Origin of the sequence: Sphingobium herbicidovorans (assembly GCF_002080435.1) — a bacterium.
GTDB lineage: Bacteria > Pseudomonadota > Alphaproteobacteria > Sphingomonadales > Sphingomonadaceae > Sphingobium > Sphingobium herbicidovorans.
This window is the reverse complement of sequence record NZ_CP020538.1, coordinates 1626769-1639727: the sequence shown is the minus strand read 5'-3', so window position 1 is coordinate 1639727 and position 12959 is coordinate 1626769. Positions and strand designations below refer to the sequence as shown.

The 12959-nt window shown below is 64.4% G+C and carries 15 protein-coding genes; 13 read left to right on the top strand and 2 right to left on the bottom strand.

The window, feature by feature from the left end:
• Positions 1 to 189: 189 nt before the first annotated feature.
• The 11 genes from B6S01_RS07895 to B6S01_RS21315 all read left to right on the top strand — a co-directional run bounded on the left by B6S01_RS07895 (position 190) and on the right by B6S01_RS21315 (position 8420).
• Positions 190 to 1101: a helix-turn-helix domain-containing protein gene (locus B6S01_RS07895; protein ID WP_231567987.1), complete on the top strand. Its 912-nt coding sequence runs from the start codon at positions 190 to 192 to the stop codon at positions 1099 to 1101.
• A gap of 114 nt (positions 1102 to 1215) precedes the next feature.
• Entirely contained in the window at positions 1216 to 1707 is a 492-nt protein-coding gene (locus B6S01_RS07890) for an RrF2 family transcriptional regulator (RefSeq protein WP_051908233.1), read from the top strand.
• Positions 1704 to 3188: a Fe-S cluster assembly protein SufB gene (gene sufB / locus B6S01_RS07885; protein ID WP_037465364.1), complete on the top strand. Its 1485-nt coding sequence runs from the start codon at positions 1704 to 1706 to the stop codon at positions 3186 to 3188. The genes B6S01_RS07890 and sufB overlap by 4 nt, the downstream gene beginning before the upstream one ends.
• A gap of 78 nt (positions 3189 to 3266) precedes the next feature.
• Positions 3267 to 3722 carry a hypothetical protein gene (locus tag B6S01_RS07880; RefSeq protein WP_037465363.1) on the top strand — a complete coding sequence of 152 codons (456 nt, stop codon included), beginning with the start codon at positions 3267 to 3269 and terminating at the stop codon, positions 3720 to 3722.
• A 4-nt stretch (positions 3723 to 3726) separates the two neighbouring features.
• Positions 3727 to 4488: a Fe-S cluster assembly ATPase SufC gene (sufC, locus tag B6S01_RS07875; RefSeq protein ID WP_037465360.1), complete on the top strand. Its 762-nt coding sequence runs from the start codon at positions 3727 to 3729 to the stop codon at positions 4486 to 4488.
• 97 nt (positions 4489 to 4585) lie between these two features.
• Positions 4586 to 5338: a SufD family Fe-S cluster assembly protein gene (locus B6S01_RS07870; RefSeq protein WP_037465358.1), complete on the top strand. Its 753-nt coding sequence runs from the start codon at positions 4586 to 4588 to the stop codon at positions 5336 to 5338.
• Positions 5335 to 6540 (top strand): aminotransferase class V-fold PLP-dependent enzyme, encoded by a 1206-nt coding sequence (locus B6S01_RS07865; RefSeq protein ID WP_037465356.1) that lies wholly within the window; start codon positions 5335 to 5337, stop codon positions 6538 to 6540. Before B6S01_RS07870 ends, B6S01_RS07865 begins: the two co-directional genes overlap by 4 nt.
• Positions 6537 to 7001: an SUF system Fe-S cluster assembly protein gene (locus tag B6S01_RS07860; protein WP_037465353.1), complete on the top strand. Its 465-nt coding sequence runs from the start codon at positions 6537 to 6539 to the stop codon at positions 6999 to 7001. The genes B6S01_RS07865 and B6S01_RS07860 overlap by 4 nt, the downstream gene beginning before the upstream one ends.
• A complete protein-coding gene (locus B6S01_RS07855; protein ID WP_037465351.1) occupies positions 7001 to 7360 on the top strand; it encodes a HesB/IscA family protein in 360 nt (119 codons plus the stop codon). The genes B6S01_RS07860 and B6S01_RS07855 overlap by 1 nt, the downstream gene beginning before the upstream one ends.
• 17 nt (positions 7361 to 7377) lie before the next feature.
• Positions 7378 to 8184 carry a Rossmann-fold NAD(P)-binding domain-containing protein gene (locus B6S01_RS07850; protein ID WP_037465349.1) on the top strand — a complete coding sequence of 269 codons (807 nt, stop codon included), beginning with the start codon at positions 7378 to 7380 and terminating at the stop codon, positions 8182 to 8184.
• 80 nt (positions 8185 to 8264) lie between these two features.
• Complete coding sequence (locus B6S01_RS21315) at positions 8265 to 8420, top strand: hypothetical protein (RefSeq protein WP_169802870.1); 156 nt, start codon at positions 8265 to 8267, stop codon at positions 8418 to 8420.
• Here the strand turns inward: B6S01_RS21315 and B6S01_RS07845 are convergent.
• Together B6S01_RS07845 and B6S01_RS07840 are read right to left on the bottom strand one after the other, a co-directional pair.
• On the bottom strand, positions 8417 to 9316 hold the full coding sequence (locus B6S01_RS07845; protein ID WP_037465346.1) for a DMT family transporter: 900 nt from the start codon (positions 9314 to 9316) through the stop codon (positions 8417 to 8419). The genes B6S01_RS21315 and B6S01_RS07845 overlap by 4 nt on opposite strands.
• Positions 9313 to 10326: a threonine aldolase family protein gene (locus tag B6S01_RS07840; RefSeq protein ID WP_037465343.1), complete on the bottom strand. Its 1014-nt coding sequence runs from the start codon at positions 10324 to 10326 to the stop codon at positions 9313 to 9315. Before B6S01_RS07840 ends, B6S01_RS07845 begins: the two co-directional genes overlap by 4 nt.
• Positions 10327 to 10486: 160 nt before the next feature.
• Between B6S01_RS07840 and B6S01_RS07835 the strand changes: the two genes are divergently transcribed.
• Both B6S01_RS07835 and B6S01_RS07830 read left to right on the top strand, forming a co-directional pair.
• Positions 10487 to 11578: a branched-chain amino acid aminotransferase gene (locus B6S01_RS07835; protein WP_037465340.1), complete on the top strand. Its 1092-nt coding sequence runs from the start codon at positions 10487 to 10489 to the stop codon at positions 11576 to 11578.
• 148 nt (positions 11579 to 11726) lie between these two features.
• A complete protein-coding gene (locus tag B6S01_RS07830; RefSeq protein ID WP_037465337.1) occupies positions 11727 to 12935 on the top strand; it encodes an FAD-dependent monooxygenase in 1209 nt (402 codons plus the stop codon).
• Positions 12936 to 12959 lie beyond the last annotated feature (24 nt).

The window sequence follows — 12959 nt, the reverse complement described above, 5'->3', positions numbered from 1 at the left end:
GCTCTAAGCCATTTGGCTGACGAGACCTTTTACTGGCCCGGCGGATAAAACCGCCGGGTCATTTTTTTACGAAGCGATTCGGAAAAATCCGCTCTCCCCCTTCTATTGCTCTTGCGTGGTCGAGGATAAGCTTCATAGTGGGCCAATGGGGTGAGTATGGGGCTACAACGCGATCGGGCGTCCGGGGGGATGCAAAGCAGTTTGCCGAAAGATACGGAGACGCCGCTTTCCTATACGGTAGAAGCGGCACAGGGGCCGGTACGACTACGCTATTTCGCGCCTCCCGAACATTTGCGCGCATATTTCGGATCACTCTATATCTTCACCGAAAGCGCCGGCCATTATTCGGATGTGACCCGTGCCGACGTGCCGCAGCTGCGCTTCATGGTGCAGGGCAGCGGCAATTATCATTTCCACGATGGAAAGACGAAGCCGACGCCTGAAATCTGCCTGTTGGGTCCGACGCTGGGCGCGACGCGTTTTGAACTGGATGGCCCATCCCATGTGGTTGGCATATCGCTGCTGCCTGCGGGCTGGGTGAGCCTGGAAGGGGGTGACGCCAGCGCGCTGGCGGATCGGCTACGCGACCTGAGCGTGGAGCATGAGGGCGCGCTTGCGGCATTGTTGTCGCAGTTGCGGACCATCGATGAGGATGAGGCTGTTGCGGAGCATTGCTGGTCCGCGCTGGACAAATGGGTGGCTCCGCTGCCCACCACGACCTGGCGGCTGCTGGAAGCGGTGGACGGGTGGTTGATGGGCGAAGGATCGCCGCGGATCGGGGCGCTGGTCGAGCGGACCGGGCTTTCGCCGCGTCAACTCGCACGGCTGACCAACCGCTATTATGGCTGCCCGCCCAAGCTGCTCGCGCGGAAATATCGGGCGTTGCGGTGCAGTGCGCGGATCGCGCTGGATGGGCATAGCTGGCAGGAACTGTGCGAGGACGGGCGTTTTTACGACCAGTCCCATTTCATCCGGGAGATCAAGCATTTCATCGGACTGACCCCGCACCAGTTGCAGACGGAGCCGACGGCGGTAGCGCAATTGACGCTGCTGCGGCGTTCGCTGGGCGGCGACGTAGCGGTGCTGAACCGCTTCAGCTGATCTGCCAATCGGCGCAAAAATGGCTTGATTCCGAAGGGCCGCGCGACCACATGAGCAATCGGATGGATTCGATCCGATTTGAGAATGGTTCGCAACGCAGGGCGCTTTGTCGATATGAGGCTGTCGAGTTTCGCAGATTATGCCGTGGTGCTGATGTCCGCCGCCGCGCGGCATTGCGGCGGGACGCGGATGAACGCCACCACGCTGGCGGCGGAAACCGGCATCCCGCTTCCCACCGCGCAGAAGCTGGTGAGCCGGCTGTCGTCCGCCGGGCTGCTGGAATCGAGCCGTGGTACGGGCGGTGGGGTAAGGCTGGCGCGACCGCCAGCGACCATCACGCTGGCCGATGTGGTCGAAGCGGTGGAAGGGCCGATCGCCATGACCGCCTGCGCCGAACATGGCGCGCATGACTGTTTGCTGGAGCAGGAGTGCCGCGTCCGGCCGCATATGAACGTCGCCAATGACGCGATCCGATTGGCGCTGGCAGGCGTGACGATCGCCAGCCTGACACAAGACATGCCCCAACCTCCGTTCGTTTCGAGCCCTTCGACGCCGCTTGAGGCGTCCCTTCCGGCCGATGAAGTCGAGAAACAAACCGCGCTATGACCGAAGAGACCACCACCATCCGCAACCTGGAAGCGCATGAGGCCGCCGAGCGCGCATCCGCCTATGAGCATGGCTGGTCATCGGCCATCGAACAGGATTTCGCGCCCAAGGGGCTGAACGAGGATACGGTCCGTTTCATTTCCGCCAAGAAGAAGGAGCCGGAATGGCTGCTCGAATGGCGGTTGAAGGCGTTTCGCCTGTGGCAGACGATGGAAGCGCCGGACTGGGCCAAGCTGAACATCCCGCCGATAGACTATCAGGACGCTTATTATTACGCCGAGCCCAAGAAGAAGGCGGAGCTGAATTCGCTGGATGAGGTCGATCCGGAGATTTTGGCGACCTATCAGAAGCTGGGCATCCCCATCGCCGAGCAGGAAGTGCTGGCCGGGGTGAAGGGCAGCCGCAGGGTCGCCGTTGACGCGGTGTTCGACAGCGTGTCGGTCGCTACCACCTTCCGCAAGGAGCTGGAGGAAGCAGGGGTCATCTTCCGCTCGATCAGCGAGGCGGTGCGCGAATATCCCGACCTTATCAGGAAGTGGCTGGGCAAGGTCGTGCCGATGCACGACAATTATTTCGCCACATTGAACTGCGCGGTCTTTTCCGACGGCACCTTCGTCTACATCCCCAAGGGCGTGCGCTGCCCGATGGAGTTGTCGACCTATTTCCGTATCAATGCGGAAAATACGGGCCAGTTCGAACGCACTTTGATCGTCGCGGACGAGGGCAGCTATGTGTCCTATCTGGAAGGCTGCACCGCGCCGATGCGCGACGAGAATCAGCTGCACGCGGCCGTGGTCGAGCTGGTCGCGCTGGACGATGCGGAGATCAAATATTCCACCGTCCAGAACTGGTATCCGGGCGACGAGAACGGCAAGGGCGGCATCTATAATTTCGTGACCAAGCGGGCGCTGTGTCAAGGCCGCAATAGCAAGGTCAGCTGGACGCAGGTGGAAACCGGCTCCGCGATCACATGGAAATATCCCAGCTGCGTACTGAACGGCGAGAATAGCGTGGGCGAATTCTACTCGGTCGCGCTGACCAACAACATGCAGCAGGCCGACACCGGCACCAAGATGATCCACAATGGCAAGGGCTCGCGTTCGACCATCGTGTCGAAGGGGATCAGCGCCGGGCGCAGCAACAACACCTATCGCGGGCTGGTGCGCGTCGCGCCGGGTGCGGAGGGCGTGCGCAACTTCACCCAGTGCGACAGCCTGCTGCTGGGCGACCAGTGCGGCGCGCACACCGTGCCCTATATCGAGGTGCGTAATCCCTCGGCGCAGATCGAGCATGAGGCGACGACGAGCAAGATCAGCGACGACCAGCTGTTCTACGCGATGCAGCGCGGGCTGGATCAGGAAGCGGCGGTCGGTCTGATCGTGAACGGCTTTGCGCGCGAAGTGCTGCAACAGCTGCCGATGGAATTTGCCGTGGAAGCGCAGAAATTGCTGGGAATTTCGCTGGAGGGAAGCGTCGGGTGATCTCCACTCCCGCTACCCTCGTCATGCCGGACTTGATCCGGGGTGACGGGGACATTTGAAAGTTTGAAGGACTGAAAGTTGAGCGACGAAGACGATATTCAGGATGCCCTGGCCGATTTCGCGGAAGATGTCGGCAATGGCCAGTCATGGACCGCCGCGATCCGTATCCTGACCGAGGATTATGAGCTGGAAGAGGGCGAGCTGGAGCCGCGCGCGCGCAAGGATTTCGGCGATCTCGACGCCTATCAGGCGGAGTGCCGCGCGGCGCTTGAAGCAGGCGACGTCGCCTTTACCGAGAAGCTGCGCACCGACAAGGCGTTTCACAAGGCGAAGGCGCCCAACCTCGCCCGCATGGGACCGGTGACCGAATTCGTGACCGGATTGCTGGAAAAGGGATCGCCCGAGCCGGGTGCGGACTGGTGGCCCTATATGCCGATCAAGCGGCATATCGACACGCTGTTCCCCGCGCCGGGCGATGTGCGGGACATGGCCTTCTGGACAGCGCGGACGCTCCAGCGCGCGCATAAGGGTTGAATGCATGCTGACGATCGAGAAGCTGACGAACGAGATTGACGGCAAGGCGATCCTGAAGGGTCTGTCGCTGTCCATCAATCCGGGCGAGATCCACGCCATCATGGGGCCGAACGGCGCGGGCAAGTCCACGCTGGCCTATACGCTGGGCGGCCGCCCCAATTATGAGGTGACGGGGGGCAGCGCGACCTTCGATGGACAGGACCTGTTCGCGCTGGAGCCGCATGAGCGCGCCGCCGCCGGGCTGTTCCTGGGATTCCAGTACCCGGTGGAGATACCCGGCGTTTCCAACCTGCAATTCCTGCGCGAGAGCCTGAATTCCCAGCGCCGCGCGCGGGGTGAGAAGGAGCTGAACGGCGGCGAGTTCATCCGCCTTGCCAAGGAAAAGGCGGCGCTGTTGGGTCTCGACATGGAGATGCTCAAGCGGCCGGTGAATGTCGGCTTTTCCGGCGGCGAAAAGAAGCGCGCCGAAATGGTGCAGATGGGCATCCTCGATCCCAAGCTGGCGATCCTGGACGAGACCGATTCGGGCCTCGACATCGACGCGCTCAAGATCGTGGGCGCGGGCATCAACGCGATCATGCGGCGGCCCGACAAGGCGGTGCTGCTGATCACCCATTATCAGCGGCTGCTCGACTATGTGAAGCCGGACTATGTGCATGTGCTGGCGGCTGGGCGGATCGTGAAATCGGGCGGACCGGAACTGGCGCTGGAGCTGGAACGCGAAGGCTATGCCGAGGTGGTCGGGGCCGAGGTAGCTGCCGCATGAGCGCCGCAGGCATCTCTCTTTTCCTCCGCGTCTCCGCGTCTCCGCGTGAGAAAATTCTGTGCACGCGGAGGCGCGGAGGCGCGGAGGAGCTTCCCGCATGACCGCTCTTGCTGTGCCGACTCGCCGTCAGGAAGAATGGCGCTACAGCGATCTGGAGGCTGTCGCCTCCCTATGGCCTTTGCCTGCGCCGGTGCGGATTGATGTGGCCGACGGTGAAGCCGCGCGGCATCATCTGTTGCAGGATGCAGCAGAGGGGACGGCCGCGGTGCATGATTATGTCATCACCATTGCGGACGGCGCGCGGTGCGACTTTCATGTGCTCAATATCGGCGGCAAGCTGGGGCGCGTGACCTTTGCCGTTACGTTGGGCAAGGGTAGCCATTTCGAGCTGAACGGGGCGATCATAGGCGGCGGGGATCAGGTGCTGGAGATCATCACCTCGGTCACGCATGCCCAACCGGATTCGACCAGCGGGCAGACGATCCGGTCGATCCTGGGGCAGCGGGCCACCGGCAGCTATCTGGGTAGCATCAACGTCGCGCGCAATGCGCAGCGTACGGATGCCTTCCAGTCGGTGAAGGCCATGTTGCTGGACCGCACGGCGACGGCGAACGCCAAGCCGGAACTGGAAATCTACGCCGACGACGTCAAATGCGCCCATGGCGCGACCGTTGGCGAACTGGACAAGCAGGCGCTGTTCTACATGGCGTCGCGCGGCATGGACCCGGCGACGGCCAAGACGCTGCTGCTGAAGGCATTTGTCGCTGGCGTGTTCGACGATGTCTCCGACGAAGCGGCGAAGGACAGGCTGGAAGCGGCGGCGATCGCCAAGCTGGAGGCGCTGGTATGACGGAGCTGGCCCAAGGGCTGCGGTTGCGGGATGATTTTCCCGGCGTCGGCAACTGGCACTATCTGGATAGCGCCGCCACCGCGCAGAAGCCCAATGCGGTGATCGACGCCATCGCCCGCGCCTATGGGCCGGACTATGCGACGGTGCATCGCGGCGTTTATGAGCGGTCGGCGAATATGACGCTGGCCTATGAAGCGGCGCGGCGCAAGGTCGCGGACTTCATCGGCGCGGCGTCGGATGGCGAGATCGTCTATGTCCGGGGCGCGACCGAAGGCATCAACCTTGTCGCGCAAAGCTGGGCGGGGACGCAGTTGAAGGCGGGGGACCGCATCCTGCTGTCGGTGCTGGAGCATCACAGCAATATCGTGCCGTGGCAGATCGTTGCGGAAAAGATCGGCGCGCATATCGATGTCGTGCCGCTGACCGCGGACGGCAAGATCGATCTGGACGCGATGCGCGGGATGATCACGCCGCAGCATCGCATGGTCGCGCTGGCCCATGTGTCCAACGTGCTTGGCAGCGTGCTGGACGTACGCCGCGCCGCCGACATCGCGCATATGGTGGGCGCCAAGATCCTGATCGACGGTTGCCAGGCGGTGCCGCGCCTGGCCGTCGATGTGCAGGCGCTCGATTGCGATTTCTACGTCTTTTCCGCGCACAAGCTCTATGGCCCGACCGGCATCGGCGTGCTGTGGGGCCGCAAGGAACTGCTCGACGCCATGCCGCCCTATCAGGGGGGCGGGTCGATGATCGACAAGGTGACGTTCGAAAAGACGACCTATGCCCCCGCGCCGACCCGGTTCGAGGCGGGGACGCCGCACATCACCGGCGTTGTCGGGCTGTCCGCCGCAATCGACTATGTGCAGGGCATCGGGCTGGACGCGATCCACGCCCATGAGTGCGCTCTGGTGGGGAAGGCGCGGGCGGCGCTGGAAAGCCTGAACAGCGTCCGCCTATTCGGGCCGGAAGACAGCGCGGGAATCCTCTCCTTCGAGGTGGAGGGGGTGCATCCGCATGATGTGGGCACCATATTGGACGAAACGGGCGTCGCGATCCGCGCCGGGCATCATTGCGCGCAACCGCTGATGCGCCATCTGGGCGTGGAAGCAACCGCCCGGGCCAGTTTCGGCATTTATAGCGACGACAGCGATGTGGACGCGCTGGTCCTGGGGCTTGAACGAGTGAGGAAGATCTTCGGATGAACGAAGAGCGCAAGATATTGGTGGAAGAAGTCGAAGCGGTGGACATGCCGCCCAAGGCGCGCGTCGAAGAGGTGGCCGATGCCGCTCCCCGCCAGCGCGACTATCTGGAGGGCTTCCTGAACGCCAGTCCCACCGAAACGCCCAAGGGCGAGCCGGGCGGCAACCTGTATGATGCGATCATCGACGCGCTGAAGGAAATCTACGACCCGGAAATCCCGGTCAACATCTATGATCTGGGCCTGGTCTATGGCGTCGATGTGACGGAGGACGGCCATGCGGTCGTCACCATGACGCTGACGACGCCACATTGCCCGGTCGCTGAATCGATGCCGGGGGAAGTCGAATTGCGCGTGGGGGCGGTGCCCGGCGTGGGGGACGCGCAGGTGAACCTTGTCTGGGACCCGCCATGGGACCCGCAGAAAATGTCGGACGAGGCCAAGCTTGAACTGGGAATGCTCTGATGACCATTGAAACCAAGACCCGCGCCCGCCCCGCCGCCGTCATCCTGACGCCGAATGCGGAGGCGCGTATCGCCGAACTGATGGCAGGCGCGCCGGAAGGGGCGATCGGGGTGAAGCTGTCCACGCCGCGCCGTGGCTGTTCGGGTCTTGCCTATTCGGTCGATTATGTGACCGAGGAAACCAGGTTCGACGAAAAGATCGAAACGCCCGGCGGCACTTTCTACATTGACGGTGGGTCGGTGCTCTATCTGGTCGGATCGACGATGGACTGGGTGGAGGATGACTTCACCGCTGGTTTCGTCTTCAATAATCCCAATGCCAAGGGCAGCTGCGGCTGCGGCGAGAGCTTCACGGTTTAGTCCCGGAGGCTGGCCCTATGCCCCATATGCTGATCCTTGGCATGGGCTATACCGCCTCCCGCCTGGCCGCCCGGCTGCGGCAGGCGGGCTGGGAAGTCGCCGGCGTGCGGCGCGCCGCCGATCCGCAGTCCATCGCCTTTGATGACGAGAGCGCGGTTCACGCCGCCATTGCTCGCGCCACCCATATCCTTTCGTCCGTACCGCCCGAGGGCGAGTTTGATCCCGTGCTGACCCGCTATGGCGCGGCGATTGCGGCGGCGCCCGCGCTGTGGACCGGCTATCTGTCCTCCACAGGCGTTTATGGCGATGCGTCAGGCGCCTGGGTGGATGAAGGCAGCCCCACCGGGTCCGGCAGGCGTGGCGCGCGGGTGCGGGCGGATGCCGATTGGGGCGCGCTGCGTCCCGACATGCGCCGGTTTCGCCTGCCGGGTATTTACGGACCGGGCCGCAGCGCGCTGGATCGGGTGCGGGAGGGGCGGGCGCATCGCATCGACCTGCCCGATCAGGTGTTCAGCCGCGCCCATGTCGATGACATTGGCGAGGGGATCGTCGCCTCGTTCGACGGGCCGCCGGGTATCTATAACCTGTCCGACGACCTGCCCTGCGCGCAAAACCGCCTGATCGAAGCGGCTTGTGCGATGCTGGGCCGTCCAGCGCCGCCGCTGCTGACGTTGGAACAGGCAGCGCTGTCGCCGATGGCGCGGTCTTTTTATGCCGAGAACCGGCGGGTGGCGAACGGGCGGGCCAAGCGGCTGCTGGGCTGGTCCCCGCGCTATCCTACCTATCGCGAGGGACTTGCCGCCTGTCTGGCGGAGGCGGGCTGACACCGTTCGGCGCGTTGCTTACGCCGCGTTAACCAAATCCCGCGATGGATGGTCCCACAGCTTCGCAGGGACAGTCATCCATGGAATCGATAGACCGCAATTTCGCCGCGCTCAGCCTGCGGATGAGCCGCCTGCCGACGCCTGAACGCGCCGCCCCGGCGCAGCAGTCGCTCGCCAGTCTGATCGACCGCGTGAATGCGGCCAAGCGGCATTATGAGCCGGGTCTGCGCCGTTAGGCGGACTTGGCCCGCAGCGCGATCACCATGCCCCCTACCGCCAGCATCGCGCCCACTGCGCTGAGCGTGGTCCAGCGATAGCCCTCCAGCACGGTTGATATCAGCATCGCGATGACCGGGATCAGCACGCTGGTATAGGCGGCACGCCCCGGCCCTACGCGCTGGATAAGCTGGAAATAGAGGGGGAAGGTGATGACCGACCCGGCGATCCCCAGCCATGCAATGCCCAGCAGATAACCCGCGCGCCATTCCATCACGGGCGGGCCGACGGTCGCCCAGGCATAGGCCGCGTCGATCATGCTGCCGATCAGCATCGCCCAGGTGAGTACGGCCGCCATCGGCAGGCGGCGGGCGATCTGCATGCCCTGCATCACATTGGCGGCCGATGCGCTGAGCAGGCCCGCGACGCTCAGGACAATGCCCACCAGCACGGCGTCCGCCGATACCGGGGCGGCGCGATATTCGCGCAGCAGCAGCAATATTATCCCCGCAGTCGCCACGAGCGAACCGGTGATGAAGGCGCGGCTGACCGGCTGGCGAAAGGCGATCCAGGCGATGATGCTGTTGGGGATCAGCAGCAATGCGTAGATCGTCGCGACGATGCCCGATGTCAGATAATGTTCGGCGCGATAGACGAAATTGAAGTTGAGCACGAACTGCGCAAGGCCGAGCAGCGCGGCGAATGCAATGCCCGCGGGCGGCAGGCGCAGGGGTACGCGCCGTGCAAGCGCAAATAGCGCCATGCCCGCTGCGCCCAGCAGGAAGCGATAACAGACCGACCAGCTGGGCGGGACTGCGGCAAGCTGGTCGCGAATGACGATCCAGGTGGAACTCCAGATCACGACCACGAGCAGGAAGGGCAGGACCACGCCCCCCTTCGCATCCTGGCCGTTCATGGCAGCGCCTTTAGCGCTTCGGCGAGCGGGCGGACGCTGGCGGCGTCCTGTGCCCAGTTGGTGACGAGGCGCGCGGCCCCTTCGCCCCAATCATAAAAGTCGAACCCTTGCGCGCGCAGGCTGGCGGCTTCGCTGGCGGAAAGGCGGATGAACAGCTCATTCGCCTGAACCGGATGAAGCAGGCGCGTCGGGACGGCCTGCGCCAGTGCTGTGGCTGCGGCGTTGGCGGCGCGGGCGTTGTTCAGCCAGAGGTCGTCCTCCAGCATGGCGAGGATCTGTGCGGCGAGGTAGCGTCCCTTGGACAGCAAATGGCCGCCGCGCTTGCGCCAGCGGGCTGCCTCCGCCGCGCGGGCGTCCGCCTGCGGCCCGAAGAACAGCAATGCTTCACCTGCCATGCCGCCATTCTTGACGCAGCCGAATGTGAGAATGTCCACGCCGGCGCGCCATGTGACATCGCCGGGATGGCAATCCAGAGAGGCGACAGCATTGGCGAATCGCGCGCCATCCATGTGCAGTCCCAGCCCACGGTCGCGCGCGACCCGACCGATCGCCGCGACCTCGTCGGGCGTGTAGACCAAGCCATATTCGGTCGCCTGGGTAATGCTGATCGCGCGGGCCGGGACCTGGTGCACATCGGGCCGGATTGCCTTCGACCGTTCCACCAGCGTCGCGGGCGACAGCTTCGCGCCTTCGCCGGGCAGGGCCATCAGGGTCGCGCCATGGGTGTAAAAGCCGGGCGCACCGCATTCATCGACGACGATATGCGATTCTTCGTGGCAGAATATCCCGCCATAGGGCGGGCAGAGGCAGGCCAGCGCGATGCTGTTCGCGGCAGTCCCGGTCGTGACCCACAGGGCGCGGACGGGCGTACCGAACAGGTCCGAAAATGCGCCGTCCAGCCGCGCGCTCCATGCGTCGCCGTCATAGCCATGATCGGCCTGATCGGCGGCGGCGATGGCGGCCATCACATTGGGGCAGACCGGCGTCGCATTGTCGGAGAATAGATGCATGGGGGCGGGATAGAGACCGCGCGGCCCCGCGCCAAGATGCCAGCACAATGGCAGCGGCCCTTTCGATGATGAAACAAATTGGTCAGCATTAATGACCCATTGTCTCATACAGCCGTTTGTGACATAGGCGGCCCCGTCCTACCCCGAAGGAGCACAGATCATGGACGTCCAGCAGAAGTCGCGCTTTACCGTCACCCCGAGCAGCAAGGCTGTGTCGGCTGACCAGCGCGCGGTATTGCTGGAAGATCCGGGCTTCGGGCGGTTGTTCACCGATCATATGGTGACGATTCGCTATACCGAAGGGCAGGGATGGCACAGCCATGCCGTCGGCCCGCGCGAGCCGTTCCAGCTCGATCCTGCCTGCGCCGTGCTGCATTATGCGCAGGAAATCTTTGAAGGCATGAAGGCCTATCGCCGGCAAGATGGCAGCATCGCCATGTTCCGGCCGGAAGAGAATGCGCGCCGCTTCGCTGAATCGGCCGAGCGCATGGCGATGCCGGTCCTGCCTGAGGATGTTTTCCTGGAGGCGGTCGAGGAACTGGTGAAGATCGACGCCGACTGGATTCCCGGCGGCGAGGGCAGTCTGTACCTGCGCCCCTTCATGTTCGCGAGCGAGAGCTTTCTGGGCGTGCGCCCGGCGGCGGAGTATATTTTCTGCGTCATCGCTTCGCCCGCTGGCGCCTATTTCAAGGGCGGCAAGAAGGCGGTCACGCTTTGGGTGTCCGAACATTATACCCGCGCGGCCAAGGGCGGCACGGGCGCGGCCAAGTGCGGCGGCAATTACGCGGCGAGCCTGATCGCGCAGTCGGAAGCGACCCGTCATGGATGCGACCAGGTCGTCTTCCTGGACGCGGCCGAACATAAGTGGGTCGAAGAGCTGGGCGGCATGAACGTCTTCTTCGTCATGGAGGACGGATCGATCGTCACCCCGCCGCTGTCGGGCACGATCCTGCCCGGCATCACCCGCAACAGCATCATCACTCTCGCCCGCGCCAAGGGGCATGAGGTGCGCGAGGAGCTTTACAGCTTTGCCCAGTGGCGCGCGGACGCAGCCAGCGGCAAGCTGCGCGAGGCCTTTGCCTGCGGCACGGCGGCGGTCGTCACTGCCATCGGCACGGTGAAAAGCGCCGAGGGCGACTTCACCATCGGTAACGGGGACGGCGGCATCGTCACCGAAACGCTGCGGGCCGAGCTGACGGGCATTCAGCGCGGAAGCGTGGCCGATCCGGCGGGTTGGGTGCGCAAGCTTTAAGGGCGGATAGTCTCCTGCCCCGTTCGGGCTGAGCCTGTCGAAGCCCTGCCCTCCATTTTTGAGAATGGCCCTTCGACAAGCTCAGGGCGAACGGATGTCGTGGCTGGTCACGCTTCCCAATTCCTTCTCAAACGCCTAGACAGGCGGCATGCAAAATTTTGATGTGGTCATCTTGGGCGGGGGCCTGGTTGGGCTGACCCTTGGCATCGCGCTTTCGGGTCATGGCGTGCGGTGCGCCGTCATCGACCCGGCCGATCCGGTGGAAACCAGCGCGGCGGGCTTTGACGGGCGGGTTTCCGCCATCAGTTCGACCAGCCATGCCATGCTGTCGGCGATCGGCGTCACCGCTTTTCTGGAAGGCAAGGGCTGCCCCATCGACCGGATCTGGGTGAGCGACGGGCTGGAGCCGGGCGCACTCGATTTTGCGCCCGACCCTGACGACGGCGTGATGGGGACCATGTTCCCCAATCGCGACCTGCGTATCGCCCTGGCCCAGGCGGCGGAGAAGGCGACGAAGCTGACCCGTTTTCAGCCCGACCGCGCAACCCATGTCGATCGCAATGCCGATGGCGTGACGCTGACCCTGGCGAGCGGAGCGATGCTGCACGGCGCGCTGCTGGTGGCGGCGGAGGGGCGCAACAGTCCGACGCGCGAAGCGGCCGGAATCCGCACGACGCGCTGGCAGTACAAGCACACGGCCATGGTGACGGCGATCGACCATGAAGTGCCCCATGCCAACACCGCTTACGAGATTTTCTATCCCGGCGGTCCCTTCGCGCTGCTGCCGATGTTGCCGGGCACCCGATCCGCCATCGTGTGGACCGTGCCCACCGAGCAGGCTCCGGTGATGCTGAAACTGTCCGAGCGGGCATGGCTGGCGGAGGCGCAGAAGCGGATGGGCGGGTTCCTGGGCGAGATTTCGCTCGCTGGCCCGCGGTCCAGCTATCCGCTGGGCTTTCACCATGCCGCGCGGATCACTGACACGCGGCTGGCGCTGGTGGGCGACAGCGCCCATGCGATCCACCCGATCGCTGGGCAGGGCCTCAACCTCGGCTTCCGCGACGTCGCCGCGCTGGTGGAAGTGCTGGTCGAGGGGATGCGGCTGGGGCTGGACCCCGGCGATGCGCAGCTGCTGGCCCGTTATCAGCGCTGGCGTGGACTGGACGCCATGTCGGTAAGCGTGGCGATGGACGGGCTGGTCCGGCTGTTCGACGTGCCGGGCCGCGTTCCGTCGCTGATCCGCCGCGCGGGGCTGGCGGCGGTGCAGCGGACGTCGGTGCTCAAGAACCGCTTCATGGCCGAAGCGCGCGGCGAATCCGGGGCGCTGCCCAAGCTGCTGATTGGCGAGATGGTTTAAAAGGACAGGTTTCGGCCAACCTGG

Bases quoted from the DNA above. Each gene is read 5' to 3' on its own strand.
- B6S01_RS07895 (WP_231567987.1), top strand. From the start codon at position 190: ATGCAAAGCAGTTTGCCGAAAGATACGGAGACGCCGCTTTCCTATACG.
- B6S01_RS07890 (WP_051908233.1), top strand. From the start codon at position 1,216: ATGAGGCTGTCGAGTTTCGCAGATTATGCCGTGGTGCTGATGTCCGCC.
- sufB (WP_037465364.1), top strand. From the start codon at position 1,704: ATGACCGAAGAGACCACCACCATCCGCAACCTGGAAGCGCATGAGGCC.
- sufC (WP_037465360.1), top strand. From the start codon at position 3,727: ATGCTGACGATCGAGAAGCTGACGAACGAGATTGACGGCAAGGCGATC.
- B6S01_RS07870 (WP_037465358.1), top strand. From the start codon at position 4,586: ATGACCGCTCTTGCTGTGCCGACTCGCCGTCAGGAAGAATGGCGCTAC.
- B6S01_RS07865 (WP_037465356.1), top strand. From the start codon at position 5,335: ATGACGGAGCTGGCCCAAGGGCTGCGGTTGCGGGATGATTTTCCCGGC.
- B6S01_RS07860 (WP_037465353.1), top strand. From the start codon at position 6,537: ATGAACGAAGAGCGCAAGATATTGGTGGAAGAAGTCGAAGCGGTGGAC.
- B6S01_RS07855 (WP_037465351.1), top strand. From the start codon at position 7,001: ATGACCATTGAAACCAAGACCCGCGCCCGCCCCGCCGCCGTCATCCTG.
- B6S01_RS07850 (WP_037465349.1), top strand. From the start codon at position 7,378: ATGCCCCATATGCTGATCCTTGGCATGGGCTATACCGCCTCCCGCCTG.
- B6S01_RS21315 (WP_169802870.1), top strand. From the start codon at position 8,265: ATGGAATCGATAGACCGCAATTTCGCCGCGCTCAGCCTGCGGATGAGC.
- B6S01_RS07845 (WP_037465346.1), bottom strand. From the start codon at position 9,316: ATGAACGGCCAGGATGCGAAGGGGGGCGTGGTCCTGCCCTTCCTGCTC.
- B6S01_RS07840 (WP_037465343.1), bottom strand. From the start codon at position 10,326: ATGCATCTATTCTCCGACAATGCGACGCCGGTCTGCCCCAATGTGATG.
- B6S01_RS07835 (WP_037465340.1), top strand. From the start codon at position 10,487: ATGGACGTCCAGCAGAAGTCGCGCTTTACCGTCACCCCGAGCAGCAAG.
- B6S01_RS07830 (WP_037465337.1), top strand. From the start codon at position 11,727: ATGCAAAATTTTGATGTGGTCATCTTGGGCGGGGGCCTGGTTGGGCTG.